The organism is Rhizobium sp. N621 (assembly GCF_001664325.1).
In the GTDB taxonomy this organism is placed as follows: domain Bacteria; phylum Pseudomonadota; class Alphaproteobacteria; order Rhizobiales; family Rhizobiaceae; genus Rhizobium; species Rhizobium esperanzae.
Genome location: NZ_CP013495.1, coordinates 3,028,683 through 3,048,792, shown reverse-complemented (window position 1 = coordinate 3,048,792; position 20,110 = coordinate 3,028,683). Strand labels below are relative to the sequence as shown.

The 20,110-nt window shown below is 61.3% G+C and carries 18 protein-coding genes; 9 read left to right on the top strand and 9 right to left on the bottom strand.

Features of this window, described 5'->3' with window-relative positions; translation table 11 throughout:
• Nucleotides 1-11: 11 nt before the first annotated feature.
• The 4 genes from AMK00_RS14840 to AMK00_RS14825 all read right to left on the bottom strand — a co-directional run bounded on the left by AMK00_RS14840 (nucleotide 12) and on the right by AMK00_RS14825 (nucleotide 3,929).
• Complete coding sequence (locus AMK00_RS14840; protein ID WP_064810857.1) at nucleotides 12-800, bottom strand: ABC transporter permease; 789 nt, start codon at nucleotides 798-800, stop codon at nucleotides 12-14.
• A complete protein-coding gene (locus AMK00_RS14835) occupies nucleotides 797-1,690 on the bottom strand; it encodes an ABC transporter permease (RefSeq protein ID WP_004668498.1) in 894 nt (297 codons plus the stop codon). The genes AMK00_RS14840 and AMK00_RS14835 overlap by 4 nt, the downstream gene beginning before the upstream one ends.
• 73 nt (nucleotides 1,691-1,763) lie before the next feature.
• Entirely contained in the window at nucleotides 1,764-2,867 is a 1,104-nt protein-coding gene (locus AMK00_RS14830; RefSeq protein WP_064803879.1) for an ABC transporter substrate-binding protein, read from the bottom strand.
• Nucleotides 2,868-3,056: 189 nt separating this feature from the next.
• Nucleotides 3,057-3,929 (bottom strand): MurR/RpiR family transcriptional regulator, encoded by an 873-nt coding sequence (locus AMK00_RS14825; protein ID WP_064803878.1) that lies wholly within the window; start codon nucleotides 3,927-3,929, stop codon nucleotides 3,057-3,059.
• A gap of 177 nt (nucleotides 3,930-4,106) precedes the next feature.
• Here AMK00_RS14825 and AMK00_RS14820 point away from each other — a divergent pair, with 177 nt between their 5' ends.
• The 6 genes from AMK00_RS14820 (at nucleotide 4,107) to AMK00_RS14795 (ending at nucleotide 11,744) form a co-directional block, all read left to right on the top strand.
• Nucleotides 4,107-4,877, top strand: a complete 771-nt coding sequence (locus AMK00_RS14820; RefSeq protein ID WP_064810855.1) for an N-formylglutamate amidohydrolase — start codon at nucleotides 4,107-4,109, stop codon at nucleotides 4,875-4,877.
• 119 nt (nucleotides 4,878-4,996) lie between these two features.
• A complete protein-coding gene (locus tag AMK00_RS14815) occupies nucleotides 4,997-6,559 on the top strand; it encodes an amino acid permease (RefSeq protein WP_064810853.1) in 1,563 nt (520 codons plus the stop codon).
• Nucleotides 6,560-6,706: 147 nt separating this feature from the next.
• Nucleotides 6,707-8,074 carry a glutamine synthetase family protein gene (locus tag AMK00_RS14810; RefSeq protein WP_064803872.1) on the top strand — a complete coding sequence of 456 codons (1,368 nt, stop codon included), beginning with the start codon at nucleotides 6,707-6,709 and terminating at the stop codon, nucleotides 8,072-8,074.
• 207 nt (nucleotides 8,075-8,281) lie between these two features.
• Entirely contained in the window at nucleotides 8,282-9,667 is a 1,386-nt protein-coding gene (locus AMK00_RS14805; RefSeq protein WP_064810851.1) for an aldehyde dehydrogenase family protein, read from the top strand.
• A complete protein-coding gene (locus AMK00_RS14800) occupies nucleotides 9,664-10,818 on the top strand; it encodes an iron-containing alcohol dehydrogenase (RefSeq protein WP_064810849.1) in 1,155 nt (384 codons plus the stop codon). The genes AMK00_RS14805 and AMK00_RS14800 overlap by 4 nt, the downstream gene beginning before the upstream one ends.
• 227 nt (nucleotides 10,819-11,045) lie before the next feature.
• Nucleotides 11,046-11,744, top strand: a complete 699-nt coding sequence (locus tag AMK00_RS14795; RefSeq protein ID WP_064810847.1) for a ParA family protein — start codon at nucleotides 11,046-11,048, stop codon at nucleotides 11,742-11,744.
• 75 nt (nucleotides 11,745-11,819) lie between these two features.
• On the opposite strand, the gene AMK00_RS14790 is transcribed toward AMK00_RS14795, so the two are convergent.
• Nucleotides 11,820-13,220: a L,D-transpeptidase gene (locus tag AMK00_RS14790; RefSeq protein ID WP_064803864.1), complete on the bottom strand. Its 1,401-nt coding sequence runs from the start codon at nucleotides 13,218-13,220 to the stop codon at nucleotides 11,820-11,822.
• 255 nt (nucleotides 13,221-13,475) lie between these two features.
• Here AMK00_RS14790 and AMK00_RS14785 point away from each other — a divergent pair, with 255 nt between their 5' ends.
• The 3 genes from AMK00_RS14785 to AMK00_RS14775 all read left to right on the top strand — a co-directional run bounded on the left by AMK00_RS14785 (nucleotide 13,476) and on the right by AMK00_RS14775 (nucleotide 15,143).
• A complete protein-coding gene (locus AMK00_RS14785; RefSeq protein ID WP_064810845.1) occupies nucleotides 13,476-14,315 on the top strand; it encodes a DUF4432 family protein in 840 nt (279 codons plus the stop codon).
• Between the two features lie 72 nt (nucleotides 14,316-14,387).
• A complete protein-coding gene (locus AMK00_RS14780) occupies nucleotides 14,388-14,726 on the top strand; it encodes a TIGR01244 family sulfur transferase (RefSeq protein WP_064803860.1) in 339 nt (112 codons plus the stop codon).
• Nucleotides 14,727-14,798: 72 nt separating this feature from the next.
• Nucleotides 14,799-15,143, top strand: a complete 345-nt coding sequence (locus tag AMK00_RS14775) for a RidA family protein (protein ID WP_064803859.1) — start codon at nucleotides 14,799-14,801, stop codon at nucleotides 15,141-15,143.
• Nucleotides 15,144-15,182: 39 nt separating this feature from the next.
• Here the strand turns inward: AMK00_RS14775 and AMK00_RS14770 are convergent, their stop codons facing one another.
• The 4 genes from AMK00_RS14770 to AMK00_RS14755 are packed head-to-tail and all read right to left on the bottom strand — an operon-like array spanning nucleotide 15,183 to nucleotide 19,977.
• Nucleotides 15,183-16,841, bottom strand: coding sequence for a thiamine pyrophosphate-binding protein (locus AMK00_RS14770; protein WP_064810843.1), 1,659 nt, complete (start codon nucleotides 16,839-16,841; stop codon nucleotides 15,183-15,185).
• Entirely contained in the window at nucleotides 16,838-18,040 is a 1,203-nt protein-coding gene (locus tag AMK00_RS14765) for a CaiB/BaiF CoA transferase family protein (RefSeq protein ID WP_064810841.1), read from the bottom strand. The genes AMK00_RS14770 and AMK00_RS14765 overlap by 4 nt, the downstream gene beginning before the upstream one ends.
• A gap of 16 nt (nucleotides 18,041-18,056) precedes the next feature.
• Complete coding sequence (locus AMK00_RS14760; protein ID WP_064810839.1) at nucleotides 18,057-19,013, bottom strand: DMT family transporter; 957 nt, start codon at nucleotides 19,011-19,013, stop codon at nucleotides 18,057-18,059.
• A 13-nt stretch (nucleotides 19,014-19,026) separates the two neighbouring features.
• A complete protein-coding gene (locus tag AMK00_RS14755; protein WP_064810837.1) occupies nucleotides 19,027-19,977 on the bottom strand; it encodes an alpha/beta fold hydrolase in 951 nt (316 codons plus the stop codon).
• Nucleotides 19,978-20,110 lie beyond the last annotated feature (133 nt).

The window sequence follows — 20,110 nt, the reverse complement described above, 5'->3', positions numbered from 1 at the left end:
GGCCGATTACCTTAAGCCTTTGCCGGGCGGGCTTTGCCGAAGCGGGAAACGAGATTGATCAGGCCCATGCTGAGCCAGGTGATCGAGAAGGCGATAACGGCGAGCGCCGAAGGCTCATAGGCCTTGTTGGCGCCGACGAGCTGCAGGTACGGGCCGAAGGCCGGACGGTTGAGCAATGCGGCGAAGGTGAACTCGCCCATGACGATCGCAAGCGTGATGAAGGCGCCGGAGAGCACGCCGCTCATCACGTTCGGGAAGATGCAGCGGAACATGATGGTCGTCCAGCGGGCGCCGAGGCTTTCGGCTGCCTCCGTCAGAGTGCGGACGTCGATGGCGCGCATCGCGGTATCGACGGCGCGGTACATATAGGGCAGCGACAGCGTGATGTAGGAGAAGACCAGCAGGACGTTGGTGCCGGTCGTCGAACCCGTCAACGGCAAGTAGGACGACGAATTATACATCCTGAGATAACCGAAGACGATGACGATCGCCGGGATGACGAGCGGTAGCAGCGTGATGAATTCGACGACGGGGCGCATCTGCGGCAGGCGCAGCCGCACCCAGTAGGCGGTGGGGACGACGAGCAGCATGCCGAAAACGATCGTAAGAAGCGCCATCAGCATGGAGTAGCCGAAGGTCTCGCGGAACTGGGCATCGGAAAAGACCGACTGGTAAGCGTCGAAGCTATATTCGCCGCGGCGCATGCGCAGCGAAAACTCGATCGTGCCGATCAGTGGAATGACGAAATAGGATGCGCCCAGAATAATGGCGATCCAGGCGCCGAGGCGTTGAGCTTTCATTTCTGCCACCGTTCGGCGCGCATGCGCAGCATGAGGTAAAGGACGTTGGAGACGCCTGTTATGACGATCATGCCGAGCGCGATGGCGTAACCGAGATTGGCATTGTGCAGCACGTCGCCGCGAATCTGGGCATAGAGCAGGATCGGTACGATGTTCAGCGAGCTGCCGGTCAGTGCAAAGGCGGTGGCGATGGCGCCGAAGGCGTTGGCGAAGAGCAGCAGCGTCGTGCCGAGCAGGCTCGGCCACAGGATCGGCAGGGCAACCATCGTCCAGTATTGGCGGTTGGTGGCGCCCAGGATCTCAGAGGCCTCGCGCCATTCCTTCTTCATGCCGTCCAGCGCCGGAGTGAGGATCAGCACCATCAGCGGGATCTGGAAATACATATAGGTGATGGTGAGGCCGAAGAAGGACAGCAGATTAAAGCCGGTGCTGTAAAGGTTGAAGTCGAACCATTCGCGCAGGAAAACTGTCACGAGGCCGGTGCGGCCGAGCGTTGCGAGGAAGGCGAAGGCGAGGGGCACGCCGGCAAAATTCGAGGCGACGCCGGAGAAGGTCAGAAGCGTCGAGCGCACCGAATTCGGCAGGCCGCCGAGCACCACGGCCCAGGCGAGGAAAAAGCCGATCAGCGCGCCGCCGAGAGCCGACGCTACGGAGACGCGAATACTGATCCAGTAAGCGCTCATGATCGACGGGGTAAAGAGATCGCCGATATTCTTCAGCGTGAAGTTACCCTCGGGCGTCAGAAACGCGCCCGCCACCAGATAAAGCGTGGGGATGATCAGGAACAGCAGCGAAAAGATAATGAAAGGTGCAATGCCCAGCCAGTCGATCACGCGGTCTCTGTTGATCAAGGGGGCGCTGCTCACCATAGGCGTTGAAACCGTGCTCATGAAAAGCTCATCCTGGGGCATCGGAGTGAGAAAAAAACCTCCCCGCCCTGAGGCGGGGAGGCAGGATCGGAGATTACTTGACGGCTGCGCCGACGACGGAATCCCAGTTCTTGGTGATGGTTTCCTTGCCGGCGGCCTGCTCTTCGAGCGTCGGGAAGACAGCCTTTTCATAGGCTGCTGCCGGCGGCAGCTTGTCGAGCAGTTCCTTCGGGATCTTGTTGTTCTTGGCAAGATCGTTGAAGCGGATTGGGTGGCAATAGCCCTTCAGCCAGCCGAGCTGACCTTCGTCGGAATAGAGATATTCCATCCAGAGTTTGGCAGCGTTCGGGTGCGGAGCGAAGGCAGAAATCGCCTGGACGTAAACGCCGGCGACGACGCCCGTCTTCGGAACGACGACTTCGAACGGCGGGTTGCCCTTCAGGCTTTCACCCCAGGACATTGCATTGTAGTCCCAGGCGACGATGATCGGCGTTGAGCCCTGAGCGAACGGAGCCGCCTTGCCGACGACAGGCACGAAATTGCCGGCCTTGTTGAGTTCGGCAAAGAATTTCAGGCCTTCTTCGCCTGCCTTGGCCGCGTCACCGCCGGATGCGGAAAGGCCAGCGGCATAAACGCCCTGGACAGCCTGGTTGGCCGTGCGCGGATCGCCTGCGAGAGCGACGGTGTTTGCGTAGTCGCTCTTCTTCAGATCGGCCCAGTCGGCCGGCGACTGCTTGACGAGGTCCTTGTTCACGAGGAACGAAAGAACGCCGTAATAGTCACCGTACCAATAGCCTTCCGGATCCTTGGCCGTATCCGGGATCGAATCCCAGGTGGAGACCTTGTAAGGCTGGATCAGGCCGTCTTTCTTGGCGGACGGGCCGAAGGAGAGGCCGACGTCGATGACATCAGGAGCCTGCGGGCCGGTGTTGCCCTTGTTGGCCTTGATGGCTTCGACTTCGTCGCCCGAACCGGCATCCGGGTTCAGCTCGTTGACCTCGAGGCCATATTTGGCCTTGAAGCCGGCAATGACGTCGCCATAGCCGCACCAGTCGTGCGGGAGAGCGATTGTGGTCAGCGTGCCTTCTTTCTTGGCGGCAGCGATAAGTTCTGCGCTCGGTTCTGCAGCGGCAATCGCGGTCGAAGCCACGATCATCGCAGTAGAAAGCGACAGGAGTCGAGAAATGTTAGAGATCACTGTTGTTCTCCTTCGGGTTTTCAGTGTCTGGCGATGCTGTTAATGAGCTTACATGAAGCTTGTGTGACGGCTGCGTGACGGTGATTTTGCATGAATAGCAGGCGCTTGTGACAGATGTTCCATTTGCGACAGCGCGGTCTATTTCCGCAAAAATCCGCCATTGTTTTTCTCCCTCTTTGTCTTGTCCTCCTAACCCGGTTTGCGGAAGAGTTTGGTCTGCTCGAACAGCCCCTCCAATGTCTTCATGCGTTCCTTTGTCTCGTCCCAGGTCGAATTCTGGACGGCTTCGATCAGCGCCTCGACGATGAACAGGGTAACGACGGAGGAATCCCAGGCCGATGGTGCCTCGATCCGGACGCGGAAGGCGTGGCGGGCGAGTTTGGCGGCCGGTGAGCCCCATTGGTCGGTGAAGACAACAATTTCGGCACCGCGCTTGCGGGCGGCGGTGGCAAGGCTGACCATTTCCTGCTCGTAGCGGCGAATGTCGAAGATGATCAGGATGTCGCCGGCATTCATGTTGAGGACATATTGCGGCCAACTGCTGGAATTCGCCGATAGCAGCGTCGTTGCCGGCCGGATGACCTGCATATGGGTGAAGAAATATTCGGCAAGCGCGCCGGTGATGCGGCCGCCGACGAAATAGAGGCCGCGCTTGCGGTCGGAGAGCAGCGAGGCGACGCTGTCGAAGGTCGCGGTGTCGAGATCGCTCAGCGTCTGGCGCAGATTGCCCATAATGGCATCGGCGAAACGATTGAGAATATGAGTGCCCGGCGCGTTCTGCGCCCAGCGGTCATGTTTGGCGATCGGGTTCGATATCGTCGCCTCGACCTCCAGATGCAGATGCGCCTGAAAGTCCGGATAGCCCTTGAAGCCGAGCTTCTGCACCATCCGCACCACGGTGGGCGTGGAAACGCCGGCGTTCTCTGCAATCGTAGTGATGCTGCCGAGGCCGGAAACCGGATAGTTGTCGAGGAGGCTTTCCGCCAACTGCTTCTCGGCACGCGTCAACACGCCGAGATGCGAATGTATGACGTCCGAAACCGTCTTCGACGCAGTGGTCACGTGACTTTGCTCCCCGGGAGTGGTCTGGCGCCACTCTCCCAACCAAAGTTAACAACGCTGTCATAATCCATGTCAACCACTGTCATGAAAAGAAATTTTCAGAGGATGCTTGACAGTCGCCAAAAGCTGAAGAATTCTTTTCTTTAAAGCTTTTATTAAGGGATAGGAGTGGCGCCTTTGGTGCTGGCCCAGCCGAACATCCTCAGCGAAGCGGACGGCGATTGCGTCGGGATCGAGCGCATCGAAGGCCGTAGCCCGGTATTGCTCGTCTGCGAGCACGCCTCGAAAACGCTTCCTGCCCGCTTCGGCGATCTCGGCCTACCCAGCGAAGCGCTGTCGAGCCATATCGCCTGGGATCCGGGCGCGCTCGCCGTTGCCCGCGGCATATCGCAAGCAGTCGACGCGACGCTCGTCTACCAGCGCTTCTCCCGGCTCATCTACGACTGCAACCGGCCGCCCAGTTCACCGGGCGCCATGCCGGAGACCAGCGAGATCTATGCCATTCCCGGCAACAAGGATTTGAGCGCCGAAGAACGCCTGGCGCGCACCGATGCGCTTTATGTGCCTTTCCATGATGCCATCCGCGGACTGATCCGCGATCGGCGGGCGAGGGGGCAGGATACCGTCATCGTGACGATGCACAGCTTCACGCCGGTCTATCACGGCCGGCAACGCGCCGTCGAACTCGGCATATTGCATGATGAGGACAGCCGGCTCGCCGACCGCATGCTGGATGCCGCGGCCGATGCGCCGCTTTACAGGACTGAACGCAACCAGCCTTACGGACCCGAGGATGGCGTGACCCACACGCTGATCCTGCACGGGCTTTCGAACGGCCTGCGCAATGTAATGATCGAGGTCCGCAACGACCTCATCGCAGACGATGGCGGCCAAAGGGTCATGGCCGATTATCTGACAGGACTTCTCCAGCACAGCCTGGAAGCCTGATAAAAAAAGAAGACCCGAGGGAGCAGTTTATCTGCGGACGTCCGCATGGCGAAAATGCCGCGGACAATTGGCACTGGACCGGCTGCAATTCCGCGGCCGGTCGTGAACAGGGGGAAGTCATGTCGGACTATACCGAACTGGACAAGAAGCAGGATGTGCACATCCTGCATTCGATGGGCTATGCCCAAGAACTCGAACGGCGAATGAGTTCATTCTCGAATTTCGCCGTATCATTCTCCATCATCTGCATTCTCTCCGGCGGCATCAATTCGCTGGCCCAGGCGACCTCTGGCGCTGGCGGCGCGGCGATCGGCATCGGCTGGCCCGTGGGATGCTTCATCTCGTTCGTTTTCGCCGTCGCCATGGCGCAGATCAGCTCTGCCTATCCGACGGCCGGCGGCCTCTATCACTGGGGCTCGATCCTCGGCAACCGCTTCACCGGTTGGCTGACGGCCTGGTTCAACCTGCTCGGTCTCGTCACCGTTCTCGGCGCCATCAACGTCGGTACCTATTACTTCTTCATGGGCTCCTTCGGCACCACTTATCTCGGGCTGACGGACACGATCACGGTGCGGATCATTTTCCTCGTCATAATTACCGGCGCGCAGGCGCTGGTAAACCACATGGGGATTGGCTTGACCGCGAAGCTCACGGACTTCTCGGGTTATCTGATCTTCGCAACCTCGATCGCGCTGGCGGCTGTCTGCCTTCTTTCGGCGCCTTCCTATGAGTTCGGCCGCCTCTTCACTTTCGCCAACTATTCCGGCGAAGTCGGCGGTAGCGTCTGGCCGTCGACCTCGGGGGCCTGGGTCTTTCTTCTCGGCCTGCTGCTGCCGATCTACACCATCACCGGTTATGACGCCTCGGCGCATACATCGGAGGAGACGGTCAAGGCTGCCCATTCGGTTCCACGCGGCATGGTCGCCTCGGTCCTGTGGTCGGCGCTATTCGGCTACATCATGCTGTGCGCCTTCGTCCTCATGCTGCCGAACATGGACGACGCGGCCAAACAGGGCTGGAACGTGTTCTTCTGGGCGATGGACAGCCAGGTGAACCCCGTTGTCAAGGATATCCTCTATCTTGCGATCTTCGTCAGCCAGTGGCTGTGCGGCCTTGCGACCGTCACCTCGGTCTCCCGCATGATCTTCGCCTTCTCGCGTGACGGCGGCCTACCGGCCTCCAAGGCGCTGTCGAAGGTCAGCCCGCAATACCGCACTCCGGTGGCCGCGATCTGGACGGGATCGATCCTGTCGGTGCTGTTCGTTTGGTTCACCTCACTCGACTTCGTGAAAATCGGCGATACGCCCGTTTACACGATCGTGGTGTCGTGCACGGTCATCTTCCTGTTCTTCTCCTTTGCGATACCGATCACGCTCGGCCTCTTCGCCTGGGGCACGTCCAAGTGGGACAAGATGGGTCCGTGGAACCTCGGCGAAGGCCTCTTCAAGCTCTTTGCCGTGCTCTCGATCATCGCGATGGTCCTGATCTTCGTTCTCGGAGTCCAGCCGCCGAACGGTGCTGCGCTTTACGTTACCGTCGGGTTCCTCTTGCTGACGGCGATCGTCTGGTTCGGCTTCGAGCGCCGGCGTTTCAAGGGGCCGCCGATCGGCGCCGAAGTGGCGAAGCGCCAGGCCGAAATCGCGGCGGCAGAAGCGGCCGTCGGCGAAAGCGGCGAACGTTAAGCATCGAGGCTTCCCTCTCAAATGGCGGGGCCGCTCCTGCGGCCCCATCACCGGTTCAACGAAAAGGCATCGGGACGCCAAACCAGGCCGAGCGCATGCGATTTCGTTGCCCCGATTTTTTCAATCCCAATTTCAGGCGGATCACTCATGAGCAGCAGCTATACAATCGACGATCTCAGGAAGGATGTTGCCGAAGGGCGCATCGACACGGTTCTGGCCTGCCAGGTGGACATGCAGGGCCGGCTGATGGGCAAGCGCTTCCAGGCCGAATATTTCGTCGAAAGCGCCTGGAAAGAAACGCACAGCTGCAACTACCTGATCGCCACCGACATGGAGATGGAGACCGTCTCCGGTTACAAGGCGACGAGCTGGGAGAAAGGGTACGGCGACTATACGATGAAGCCGGATCTTTCGACGCTGCGCCGCATTCCATGGCTGGAAGGCACAGCGCTCGTGCTCTGCGACGTGCTCGACCATCACACCCATGAGGAGGTCGCCCATTCGCCGCGCGCGATCCTGAAGAAGCAGGTGAGGCGCCTCGAAGACATGGGCATGAAAGCCTACATGGCTTCCGAACTCGAATTCTTCCTGTTCGACCAGAGCTATGAGACCGCGCAGGCCTCGGGCTATCGCAATCTGAAGCTCGCCAGCGCCTATAACGAGGACTACCACATCTTCCAGACCACCAAGGAGGAAGAGGTGATGCGGGCGATCCGCACCGGGCTGCAGGGCGCCGGCATTCCGGTCGAGAACTCCAAGGGCGAGGCTTCCGCCGGCCAGGAAGAGATCAACGTGCGCTATGCCGATGCGCTCGCCATGGCCGACCGGCATGCGATCATCAAGAACGGCTGCAAGGAGATCGCCTGGTCGAAGGGCAAGGCCATCACTTTCCTTGCCAAGTGGAACTACAATGCCGCCGGCAGCTCCTCGCACATCCATCAGTCACTCTGGAGCCTCGAGGAAAAGCCGCTGTTTTTCGACCATGCCGGCAAATACGGCATGTCGCCGCTGATGCACAATTACGTTGCCGGACTTCTCGCCCATGCAAGCGAGATCACCTATTTCCTGGCGCCCTACATCAATTCCTACAAGCGCTTCATGGCCGGCACATTTGCGCCGACCAAGGCGATCTGGAGCAAGGACAACCGCACCGCCGGCTACCGCCTCTGCGGCGAGGAGACCAAGGGTATCCGTATCGAATGCCGGGTCGGAGGCTCCGATCTCAATCCCTATCTAGCCTTCGCCGCGCTGCTTGCCGCCGGTATCGACGGGATCGAGAACAAGATGGAGCTCGAAGCGCCTTTCGTCGGCGACGCCTATGGCGGCAAGGATATCCGCGAAATCCCGCGCACGTTGCGCGCAGCAACGACTGCAATGACGGAATCGGCGATGTTGCGCAAAGCCTTCGGCGACGACGTCATCGACCATTACACCCGTGCTGCCGAATGGGAGCAGGAAGAATACGACCGCCGCATCACCGATTGGGAAGTGGCGCGGGGGTTCGAAAGAGCTTAATACGGATTCCGGGGGCTGCTTGCCCCTCACCCTAACCCTCTCCCCGTTCTGACGGGGAGAGGGGACGTGCCCTGCGAGATGTTGGCGAGGAACGGAGAGGTCGCGGCCATCCCCCTTCGCCCCGCGTGCGGGGAGTAGGTGCCGGCAGGCGGATGAGGGGCTGCGGCCTCACTCAATTTTTGATGAATACGAGGACGGAAATCGATCATGGCTATGATCCAATGCATTTCACCGATCGACGGATCGGTTTACGCGGAGCGCGCAGCACTTTCGCTCGACGCCGCCAAAGACGTGGTGGCGCGCGCCCGCAAGGCGCAGAAAGCCTGGGCGAGACGACCGCTTGAAGAGCGTGTTCAGCTTGTCCTGAAGGGTGCTGCACGGCTGAACGAGATGTCCGATGTCGTCGTGCCGGAGCTTGCCTGGCAGATGGGCCGGCCGATCAAGTACGGCGGCGAATACAAGGGCTTCAACGAACGCTCCAACTATGTCGCCTCGATCGCAGCGGATGCGCTGGGGCCTGTTGTCGTCGAGGAGAGCGAGCGTTTCGAGCGCCGTATCGAACGCGAAGCGCATGGCGTCGTCTTCGTCGTCGCACCGTGGAACTATCCCTATATGACGGCGATCAACACGATCGCACCGGCATTGATGGCCGGCAATACGGTGGTGCTGAAACATGCTTCGCAGACACTTGTTGTCGGCGAACGGCTGGTGCAGGCCTTTATCGAGGCCGGCGTTCCCGAGGATGTGTTCCAGAACGTTTTCCTCGATCATGAGACGACGTCGGCGCTGATTGCCGCCGGTAGCTTCAATTTCGTCAACTTCACCGGATCGGTCGAAGGCGGCCGCTCGATGGAGCGGGCCGCTGCCGGCACCTTCACCGGCCTCGGCCTCGAACTCGGCGGCAAGGATCCGGGTTATGTGATGGAAGACGCCGATCTCGACGCGGCCGTCGACACGTTGATGGACGGCGCGACCTATAATTCCGGCCAGTGCTGCTGCGGCATCGAGCGCATCTATGTGCATGAATCGCTCTACGATGCCTTCGTCGAGAAATCGGTCGCCTGGGTGTCGAACTACAAGCTCGGCAGTCCGCTCGATCCCGAGACTTCGCTCGGGCCGATGGCGAATAAGCGTTTCGCCAAGGTGGTGCGCGAGCAGATTGCCGATGCGGTCGCGAAGGGCGCCAAGGCGCTTGTCGATCCCAAGCTTTTCCCTCAGGACGACGGCGGCGCCTATCTCGCCCCGCAGGTCCTCATCAATGTCGACCATTCCATGGCCTTCATGCGCGAGGAGACTTTCGGTCCGGCGGTCGGCATCATGAAGGTGAAGGGCGACGAGGAAGCACTCGCTTTGATGAACGACAGCCAGTATGGACTGACCGCCTCGCTCTGGACCAAGGATGTCGAGCGGGCGGCGCGGCTTGGCCGGGAGATCGAAACCGGCACCGTCTTTATGAACCGCGCGGATTATCTCGATCCGGCGCTCTGCTGGACCGGCGTCAAGGAGACCGGCCGCGGTGGCTCGCTCTCGATCATCGGCTTCCAGAATCTGACGCGTCCGAAATCCTTCCACCTGAAGAAAGTGACAGCATGAGCAGCAGCAACATCATCGCAAACTGGAGCTATCCGACATCGGTCAAGCTCGGCCGGGGCCGCATCAAGGAACTGGCCGACGCCTGCAAGAGCCTCGGCATCAAAAAGCCGCTGCTCGTCACCGACCGCGGCCTCGCCTCGATGGCGATCACCAAGAACGCGCTCGATATCCTCGAAGATGCCGGCCTCGGCCGGGCGATCTTCGCTGACGTCGACCCGAACCCGAACGAGAAGAACCTTGATGCCGGCGTCAAGGCCTTCAAGGACGGCGGCCATGACGGCGTCGTCGCCTTCGGCGGCGGCTCGGGCCTCGATCTCGGCAAGTGCGTTGCGTTCATGGCCGGCCAGACGCGGCCGGTCTGGGACTTCGAGGATATCGGCGACTGGTGGACGCGTGCGAGCCTCGAAGGCATCGCTCCGATCGTCGCCGTGCCGACGACGGCGGGAACTGGCTCGGAAGTCGGGCGCGCCAGCGTCATCACCAATTCCGTCACGCATGTGAAGAAGATCATCTTCCATCCGAAGTTCCTGCCCGGCGTCGTCATTTCCGACCCGGAACTGACGGTCGGCATGCCAAAAATCATTACCGCCGGAACCGGTATGGATGCCTTCGCCCATTGCCTGGAAGCCTATTCCTCGCCGTTCTATCACCCGATGTCGGCCGGCATCGCGCTCGAAGGCATGCGCCTCGTCAAGGAATTCCTGCCGCGTGCCTATAAGGAAGGGACGGATCTCGAAGCCCGCGCCAACATGATGGCCGCCGCCGCCATGGGCGCCGTCGCCTTCCAGAAGGGGCTCGGCGCCATCCATGCGCTGTCGCATCCGATCGGCGCGGTCTACAACACCCATCACGGCATGACCAATGCGGTTGTCATGCCGGCGGTGCTGCGCTTCAACCGCGCTGTGATCGAGGAGAAGATCGGCCGCGCGGCCGCCTATCTCGGCATTTCGGGCGGTTTCGACGGCTTCTACGATTATGTGCTGAAGCTGCGTTCCGATCTCGGCGTGCCGGATACGCTGACGGCGATGGGAATCGCCCCCGACCGCATCGACGAATTGTCGGCCATGGCGATCGAGGATCCGAGTGCTGGCGGCAACCCGATGCCGATGACGCTCGAAAATACCAAGGCACTTTTCAGGGACTGCTTCTGATAAGATCAGCGGACCTGCAGATTGGCCCGGAAAGCTCTTGCTTTCCGGGCCTTCTTGTCTTGGGGCATCCTGAATTTTAGGGATGTGAAAAATGCCCGCTGCAATTTCACCGCGCGCGTTTAGGATTTGTTAACCATGATTGGAAAGGATGGCTTAACCGCACGATGCTCCGACGGTGCGCAAAAGAGCGATGCCGGCTCGCGCCATTTTCCCTTCGAGGACCGAACATGCCTGTCATCACTTTCGCAAACACCAAGGGCGGCGCCGGCAAGACGACCGCTGTTCTCCTGCTCGCGACCGAGCTTGCCCGTCAGGGCTATCGCGTGACCATTCTGGATGCCGATCCGCAGCATTGGATTTCACGCTGGCACGAGATATCAGGGCACGTGCCCAATATTTCGGTGATCGATTTCGTGACGACCGCCTCGCTGCCGCAGCATATCAGCGAGAACAAGCATAACACCGACTATTTCATCGTCGACCTGCCGGGCGCACGCAATCCGCTGCTTGCCACCGCCGTCGGCCTTTCCGACCACGTGCTGATCCCGATCCAGGGTTGTGCCATGGATGCGCGCGGCGGCGCGCAGGTGCTCGAGCTGCTGCAATATCTGGACGAGAAGGCCGGCATAAAGATCGGCCATTCGGTGGTGCTGACCCGCGTCAACTCGATGGTGACGACCCGGGCGCTGCAGCTCGTCAAGTCGCTGCTCAGCGAGCGGCACGTGCCGGTGCTGGACACGGCGATCATCGAACGTTCGGCCTTCCGCGACATCTTCGACTGTGGCGGCACGCTGCAGACCATGGCCCCCACGCGGGTCAGCAATCTCGACAAGGCGCGTGAGAACGCCACCTGTTTCGCCGACGAAATCATGCGCAAGGTGCCTGTTCGGTTGACAGCCTCGGCCCGCATGGCGACGGCGGCTTGAATACCCAAGCATGGAACAGAAAGGCCGTCGGAGCGATCCGGCGGCCTTATCGTTTGTGATCAGTCTGGCTTTGGCTCAGTCGACGAATTCGACCGTCACACCGGGCTTGACCATTTTCGCAAGCTCGGTCGCATCCCAGTTGGTCAGGCGAATGCAGCCGTGGCTCTGGGTGCGGCCGATCTTGGAGGGCTCCGGCGTGCCGTGGATGCCGTAGGTCGGCCTGGAAAGCGCCATCCAGACGGTGCCGACCGGGCCGTTCGGGCCTGGGGGAATGTTGAGGATCTTGTCGTTGGCGCCCTGCTGAAAGTTGATCTTCGGGTTGTAGGTATAACCGGGATTGAACGCGACGCGCTCGACCGTCACCGTGCCGGACGGGGAGGGGGTGTCGGTTGAGCCGATCGAAGCGGGGTAGGCGGCGATGAGATTGCCGGCGCCGTCATAGGCGAAAACCTGTTTGCGCCCCTTGTCGGCGATGATGCGGGCGACCTCGCCGGTCTTCGCTTCACCGGGATTGACGACCTTGATCACCGTGCCGGGAACGCTGAAATCGGCGCCGGGGTTCATTTCCTTGAGGAAGGCCTCGTCCATATGGAAACGCTCGGCCAGCATTTCTGTGGTCGAGGTATAGGCGAGCGACGGCAGCAGCGCCTTATGCGAATAATCTTCAGGGATCTCCGCGACGAAGGGACCAGCGGCATCGGCCGGCGTGATCGTATAGCTGACGACGGGCAGGCCGCCGTTCATGCGCAGCTCTTCCAGAATGGCATCGGTGTCGTTGGGGTCGAGCTTTGATCCCGTCATCTGGTCGTAAGCATAAATGCCCTTGGTGACGTTCGAGCCCATATGCCCGTCGATGACGCCGGGAGAGATGCCGGCGCGGTCGAGGAAGACCTGCAGCGCGACGATCTCGGGCTTCGACTTGTTCTTCAGCGTGATCACGGGCTCGTCGGGTGCTGCCTTCGGCGCGTCGGCGGGCGGGATCTGCTGATCGGGATCGATCGAGGCGTAATCGTCGCCCGACTGCGGATTGCCGATGCTGTTGTCGTCCGGATAGGGCTCCTCGCCGAGCGGCAGGCGCTCGATCGCTGCGTCGCGCGGAATGCCGCCGGTGACGGCGCCGCGCTCGGAATAACGCGTATCGCCATAGGGGTTGTCGTCGGCATAGTAGGGATCATTGCCGCCCTGGTCGGCATAGACCTCGCGCGAGCCGGGCCGGGGCGGATAGTAGCCGCGGGCGCGCATTTCGGTGGCGACGACGTTGCCGTAGGCGTCGATCAGCACGCGGTTGCCGCTGCGATCGCGGGCATAGGCAAAGCCGCGGGGGACATAATCGAGGATTTCGCCGTTCGGCGTGACCAGCACGACATCGCTCTGGCGACGGTCACGAAACTGCTGCGCGCCGGCCTGCGGTGCTGCAGCCGCAACGGCTGCCAGCACGGCCGCAAGCGAAAATGCCGACTTCAAAAAGCGATTCACGTCTCACACCTCGAACAGTGACTGGGCCGACACACACCCGCGAATTTTGACGCTAGTGTGGAATTTATGAAAGCGTGCTGAACAAAATATGAAAATCCCTAAGATTTCCTTTTACTCATAAACGTTTGCATCCTTGTGTCCGTTCCGCAAAATCCACGGTTGCGGCAAAAGCGCAAGAGGAGAACGGCGCGATTGACGAAAGCCAGTGCGAAACCTAACGCTACGGCGGCCGATAAATCCTTGAGGAGACCCGAGATGATCGAATTTGCCGCTGCAGGCGGGCCGCGCCTGATGCTGGACGAAACATCGGTGCTGGATGTCGGTGGATGCATCGTCGACGGCGTGGATATTGCGCCAAAGCGCGCCATTCCGGACGATGGCGATCCGCGAATCGATCACTCGCTCGAAGGTTTCCTCTTCACCTGCGGCCCGGACCATATCCGCCATCGCCAGCCGATCGCCGGCCGGGCCGACGGCAAGGTCTATCCGCTGCACGGATCGGCCTCCGGCCACGCCGCCAAGATCCTGTGGAAGAAATACGAGAATGGCAATGCCGAATGCCGCGCCGATATCGACATCACCAGGGTCGAGGGATTGCCGCAGCGCATCGAGCGGCTGTGGCGGATCGACGGGGCGACCGGCGAGGTGCGGCTCGAAGACCGGATTATCAATACCAGCGATCAGGTGGTGCCGACCTTCCTGATGTACCATATGAATGTCGGCGGCAAATGGCTGGACGACGGCACGCGGCTCGAAGGCCGGATGCTGGAGAATGGCGGCTTCCCCTGGACATTCGGCGAGGAGCCGGGCGGCATCTTCTGTGTGCCGGCGACGGCAACGGAGGAGGGCCTGGCGGAAGTCCGGCTCGCGCCGATCGCCGCAATCGGCGGCAGGACGCTCAGCGTGCGCTTCCGCGCCGATACGCTGCCTTATCTGCAGGTCTGGCGGAACCAGAAGGCGCCCGCCCATATTCTCGGCATCGAGCCTGTGTCGCATCGCTGGGTCACGCGCGACGAGCTTCAGGCGGCAGGTGAATTCAACATGCTCGCCCCGGGCGAAAGCCGCAGCTATGAGCTCACCTTTGCGTTCCTGTGAGTGAAGTGTTGTTGACGCTTGCGGGCCTCCCGTCGTAGACCATCAGCCCACGATCTTTGAGGAGACAAGACGATGGATATTCGCCAGATCGACGATGAATATTCGGTTTCGGGGCAGATCACGCTTGAGGACCTCGACGAGATCAAGGCGCTGGGCTTCAAATCGATCGTCTGCCATCGCCCCGATCATGAAAGCCCCGACCAGACATCATTCTCCGTCATCGAGGCGCGTGCCAAAGAGCTCGGACTCGATATCGCCCATGTCCCGGTTGGACCGATGGGCGTGACCGAAGAGGCGGTGCAGGGCATGGTCGATGCGCTGGACGAATTCCCGCGGCCAATGCTCGGCTACTGCCGCTCGGGCGCGCGGTCGACGGCGATCTACCAGAAAACCCACCATATCCGCAATTGAGCGTCGTACGAGGCGCTGATTTTCAGGCGCTGCTGCGCAGCGCCGCCACTTCCATTCACTCAGGAGACGATAATGAGCATTAAGCGTATCGACGTCGGCGCACGCATGAGCGGCGCCGTCACTCACGGCAACACGGTTTATCTCGCAGGCCAGGTTGGCGAGGGCGAAAGCGTCACCGATCAGTGCAAGTCTGCGCTTGCGGAGGTTGACCGTCTGCTTGCAGCGTCCGGCAGCAACAAGTCCAAGATCCTGCAGACCCTCGTCTATCTTTCCGACATTGCTTATTTCGGCGAGATGAACGCAGCCTGGGAAGCCTGGATCGATCCGGCCAATCCGCCGGCACGCGCCACCAGCGAAGCCAAGCTCGCCGCGCCGAAATACAAGGTCGAGTTCATCGTTACGGCTGCGCTCGACTAAGATCGCCGCAGTTCCGTCTCTCAAGGCCGGTGGGCGACCCTACCGGCTTTTTGTTTGCGCGATTTCCGACAGCGTTCTGGTCGGTGTGATCGCTTCCGGATCGAGTTTGACCTCGATGATCGCCGGTTTTCCGTTTGCGCGCGCGCGCTCGAAGGCGGGAGCGAATTCCTCCGTGCTTTCCACCGTCTCGCCGTGGCCGCCATAGGCGCGGGCAAGGGCGGCGAAGTCGGGGTTGGTCAGATCGGTGCTGCTGACGCGGCCGGGATATTCGCGCTCCTGGTGCATGCGGATCGTACCGTACATGCCGTTGTTGACGACGATTGCGATGATCGGCAGATCGTAGCGGATGGCGGTGGCGAATTCCTGGCCGTGCATCAGGAAGCAGCCGTCGCCGGCAAAGCAGATGACTTCGCGCTCGGGAAAGAGCCGCTTGGCGGCCACCGCCGCCGGCAGGCCGTAACCCATCGAGCCGGAGGTAGGGGCGGCCTGGGTGTTGAAGCGGCGGAAACGATGGAAGCGGTGCAGCCAGGTGGCGTAGTTGCCCGCGCCGTTGGTGAAGATCGTGTCCGGCCCGGTATTGGCTTCCAGCCATTCCATGATCAGGCCCATATGGACGGCGCCCGGACCAGTTGCCGGCGGTTTCGACCAGGAAAGATAGGCCTGGTGCATGCGCTCAGTGCGCTCCGCCCAGTGCGGCTCGGCCGGCGCTTCGAGATCGGCGAGTGCGGCGACGAAATCGGAGGGAGCGGCGCAGATGGCGAGATCCGGGCGGTAGACGCGTCCCAGTTCGGAAGGATCGGGATAGACATGCACCAGCGATTGCTGGGGGTAGGGGATATCGATCAGCGTATAGGACGAGGACGGCATTTCCGACATCCGACCGCCAAGAAGGATCAGCAGGTCGCTTTCCTTTATTTCCTTGGCGAGGACAGGATTGATGCCGATGCCGACATCGCCGGCGTAACAGGGATGGAGATGATCGAACAGCATCTGCCTGCGGAAGGAGCAGCCGACGGGAAGCTGAAAACGCTCGGCAAATCCTGCAAAATCGGCGACGGCATCTTCATCCCAGCGCGTGCCGCCGAGGATCACCATCGGCCGCTCGGCCTTCAGCAGTCTTCTATAGAGATCGTCGATCTGGCTGCGGCCGGGATGCGCCTCGACGCTCGTGTGACGCGTGGCGCCGGGCGCCTCGACTTCGTCGCGCAGCATATCCTCCGGCAGCGTCAGCACCACGGGGCCGGGGCGGCCGGAGGTGGCGATCGCAAAGGCGCGGGTGACGAATTCGGGAATGCGGGCGGCATCGTCGATCTCGCCCACCCATTTGGCGAATTCAGTGAAGGCGCGGCGGAATTCGACCTCCTGGAAGGCCTCGCGCTCGCGGGCTTCGCGCTGCACCTGACCGATGAAGAGGATCATCGGGATCGAGTCCTGTCTTGATATATGCAGGCCGGCTGAAGCGTTGGTGGCGCCGGGGCCGCGGGTGACCATGCAGATGCCGGGTTCGCCGGTCAGCCTGCCCCAGCAATCCGCCATCATCGCCGCTCCGCCCTCCTGACGGCAGACGAGGACGTCGATATCGCTATCGCGCAGGGCATCCAGGACCGCAAGAAAGCTCTCGCCGGGCACGCAGGAAAGGCGTTTGACGCCATTGGCTTTCAGCGCCTCGACGATCAGTTCTCCACCGGTCCTCTTCATGACGATGCCTCCCTCTCGCGCTCGGCGAGCTCCGCCAGAATTTCTTTTCTGTGTTCGTCGAGGCGCGGGCTCGGCCTGACGTAATGCAGCGGCGTCTCGGACAGCACCACCGGCGTCCTGACCCCCGGGATGAGTGTGCCCGCGGCATCCGCAAGGTCGATGCGCAGACCGCGGGCGCGTACCTGCGAATCGGCGAACATCTCCTCGATCGTATTGATCGCGCCGGCAGGAACGCCGTTCTCCTCACAGGCCTTCAACAGATCCGCCTTCTGCCATTTCAGCGTCTCGGTCGAAACGAGCCGGCGCAGTTCGGCCCGATTGCCGACCCGGGCCCTGTTGGTGGCGAAACGTTCGTCGCCGGCAATCGCCTCAAGGCCGAGGATGCCGCAGAGGCGAGCGAACTGGCCGTCATTGCCGACGGCAAGAATGAGGTAGCCATCGGCCGCCGGCACGACCTCATAGGGCGAGATATTCGGATGGGCGTTGCCGAGCCGGGTCGGTGCAGCGCCGGAGACGAGGTAGTTCATGTTCTGATTGGCGAGCACGGCCGATTGCACATCGAGCAGCGCCATGTCGACCAGCTGGCCTTCGCCTGTTTTCAAGGCATGGATCAGGGCCGCCTCGATCGCCGAGACGGCATAGATGCCGGTGAAGATATCGGCGATCGCCACGCCTGCCTTCATCGGCTGGCCGTCCGGCTCGCCTGTAATCGACATGAAGCCGGACATGCCCTGGACGATGTAATCGTAGCCGGCCAGATTGGCATAGGGGCCGGTCTGGCCGAAGCCGGTGATCGAGCAATAAACGAGCTTCGGGTTCAGTTTGCGCAGGCTGTCGTAATCGAGCCCGTATTTGACAAGCCCGCCGACCTTGAAGTTCTCGATCACCACGTCAGCAGTGGAGACCAGCCGGCGGACGAGATCCTGGCCTTCCGGGCTTTTCAGGTCGGCGGCGATGGAGCGTTTGCCGCGATTGGCGGCATGGTAATAGGCGGCCGAGAGATTTTCGCCGTCGGCACCTTCGACAAAGGGCGGGCCCCATTGGCGCGTATCGTCGCCGCCATCGGGATTTTCGACCTTGATGACATCGGCGCCGAGATCGGCGAGCATCTGTCCGGCCCAGGGACCGGCGAGCACGCGGGCGAGCTCGATCACCCGGATACCGGCAAGCGGCGGTTTTTTCGTCAGGCTCTCGGTCATGGTCCTCCCAGGCAATCTACGGCGCCGGCGTCACCTCAGATGTATCGGATACGGGTTTGGAAGCAAAGCGGCGCTCGCGCCAGAGGATGTAGATGCCGGAGGCGATGATGATCATGATGCCGAGCCATTTGATCGCATCCGGAAAGTCGCCGAAAACAAGCCAGGCGAAGATCGTGGCCGAGACGATCTCGAAATATTGCAGCGGCGCCAGCGTCGAAGCCGGTGCGGCGCGATAGGCGTAGACGCCGAAGATGCCCGCTATCGCGGCCATGGCGCCGACGCCGGCGACATAGAACCAGGCGTTGCCTACGGGCATGACGGGATCGAAGATATCGGAGCCGCTGCCATCGCCGGCAAAAAGCAGGACGGCGCAGAAGATCAGGCCCCAGATGCCCATCTGAAACTGCATTGCCCAGGGATCTTCCTTGTGCGACAGGACGCGCGTCATCAGCACGAAAATGGCGATGCAGAGCGCGGTGAGGACGGGCAGGAGCGCGATGTAGCCGACTTCGTTGAAACTCGGCTGGATGATCAGCATCGCCCCGAAGAAGCCGACGCCGCAAGCGGTATAGCGCCGCCAGCCGATCGTTTCCTTCAGGAAAATGCCGCCGAGGATCGTCACGATGATCGGCTCGACGAAGAAGATCGCGATCGCGTCGGCGACCGCCATATATTTCAGCGTGGTGACGAAGCAAATCATCGAAATGGTGATGATCAGACCGCGGATGGCATGGAACAGGCTCTGGCGCCAGGAGAAATCGTCAAAGCTGCGCCGCCATATGACGATCGGCAGCATGCAGAATGCCTGCACCGCAAAACGGCCGGCGGTGACCTCGGCGGAGGGCACGGTGACGACGGCAAGCTTGGCGAAGATATCGATAAGCGGCGAGAACATCACCGAAAGAAACATCAGGGCAAGCCCCGTCGTCACGTCGGAGGGGGATGAAACGGGCCGGGCGGAGGTGCTGCTCATGGTGGAATTCTCGTTATCCGGGATTTTGGCCGTTCCGGCTCTTGCCGACCGCGCCGTCACACCAGTCCGCGAAGGCGGCAATGGCTGCCTCTGCGCCGATCTCATTCAGTGTTTCGTGCCGCGTGTCCTGATATATCTCAGTGCTGATACGGGAGAAGCCCTGGCCTTTCAAATGGTTTGACAGCCAGGCTACCGCTTTTCCACGCTCGGTCGCCGGATCCTCGGCGCCGCCGACCAGATGGATCGGCAGGTCGCGCCGCAGCCGGTCGAGATGGATCTTTTGCGGTGCGCGGAAGGTTAGTTCGAAGACGTCGAGCCAGAGCGAAACCGAGGCATCGAAGCCGCAAAGAGGGTCGGCGACATATTTGTCGACTTCGCCGGGCATATGCGACAGCCAGTCGAATTCGGTGCGGCGGTTGGCAATGGACCGGCCCCAGGCTGCGAAAGTGAGTTTCGGCAGGAGGCCGCTCGGGACGTCCGAGCCTTTCAGCATGCGTTCGGCGATAAGGATCGCCTGGGCGGCGCGGCCGGCAAAACCGACGGCGAAATTCGAATTCCACACGGCGACCGCGTTGAAGTCGTCCGGGGCGGTGACGGCGGCATTGAGCGCGATGAGGCCACCCATCGAATGGCCGAAGAGGATCACCTTCAGGCCGGGATGGCGCGAGACCGCGTGAGCGCGCATGGCAATGATGTCGCCGATCACCCGTCCGACGCCATCGCGCCGCGCGAAGCGGCCGATCGGGGCATCGGGCGCTGTCGTCTCGCCATGGCCACGGTGATCGTGGGCATAAACGTGATAGCCGCGCGCCGCCATTGCCTCGGCAAAGCGGCGATACCGCTTCGAGTGCTCCGCCAAGCCATGCGATATCAGCAGAATGCCGCAAGCGGGGCCGGTGGCCTCGGCATGGTGATAGGCCAGCGATGCTCCCGGCACGGAGAGCCATTGCGTTTCAGAAAACATTCGGATCCTCCCTGCCGCAGCAGAACAGATCGCTAGCGCATAATTTCTTAATGCGAAATCGATTTGAGGAATCATGCTTCAACTCAAAGTGATGGAACGTCCTTTGTGTGACTTTAAAGCGTTAGATGCAATC

What these genes read in the sequence shown, in the direction of transcription:
- AMK00_RS14840 (WP_064810857.1), bottom strand. Translation starts at nt 800, where the DNA reads ATGAAAGCTCAACGCCTCGGCGCCTGGATCGCCATTATTCTGGGCGCA.
- AMK00_RS14835 (WP_004668498.1), bottom strand. Translation starts at nt 1,690, where the DNA reads ATGAGCACGGTTTCAACGCCTATGGTGAGCAGCGCCCCCTTGATCAAC.
- AMK00_RS14815 (WP_064810853.1), top strand. Translation starts at nt 4,997, where the DNA reads ATGTCGGACTATACCGAACTGGACAAGAAGCAGGATGTGCACATCCTG.
- AMK00_RS14810 (WP_064803872.1), top strand. Translation starts at nt 6,707, where the DNA reads ATGAGCAGCAGCTATACAATCGACGATCTCAGGAAGGATGTTGCCGAA.
- AMK00_RS14805 (WP_064810851.1), top strand. Translation starts at nt 8,282, where the DNA reads ATGGCTATGATCCAATGCATTTCACCGATCGACGGATCGGTTTACGCG.
- AMK00_RS14800 (WP_064810849.1), top strand. Translation starts at nt 9,664, where the DNA reads ATGAGCAGCAGCAACATCATCGCAAACTGGAGCTATCCGACATCGGTC.
- AMK00_RS14795 (WP_064810847.1), top strand. Translation starts at nt 11,046, where the DNA reads ATGCCTGTCATCACTTTCGCAAACACCAAGGGCGGCGCCGGCAAGACG.
- AMK00_RS14785 (WP_064810845.1), top strand. Translation starts at nt 13,476, where the DNA reads ATGATCGAATTTGCCGCTGCAGGCGGGCCGCGCCTGATGCTGGACGAA.
- AMK00_RS14780 (WP_064803860.1), top strand. Translation starts at nt 14,388, where the DNA reads ATGGATATTCGCCAGATCGACGATGAATATTCGGTTTCGGGGCAGATC.
- AMK00_RS14775 (WP_064803859.1), top strand. Translation starts at nt 14,799, where the DNA reads ATGAGCATTAAGCGTATCGACGTCGGCGCACGCATGAGCGGCGCCGTC.
- AMK00_RS14770 (WP_064810843.1), bottom strand. Translation starts at nt 16,841, where the DNA reads ATGAAGAGGACCGGTGGAGAACTGATCGTCGAGGCGCTGAAAGCCAAT.
- AMK00_RS14765 (WP_064810841.1), bottom strand. Translation starts at nt 18,040, where the DNA reads ATGACCGAGAGCCTGACGAAAAAACCGCCGCTTGCCGGTATCCGGGTG.
- AMK00_RS14760 (WP_064810839.1), bottom strand. Translation starts at nt 19,013, where the DNA reads ATGAGCAGCACCTCCGCCCGGCCCGTTTCATCCCCCTCCGACGTGACG.
- AMK00_RS14755 (WP_064810837.1), bottom strand. Translation starts at nt 19,977, where the DNA reads ATGTTTTCTGAAACGCAATGGCTCTCCGTGCCGGGAGCATCGCTGGCC.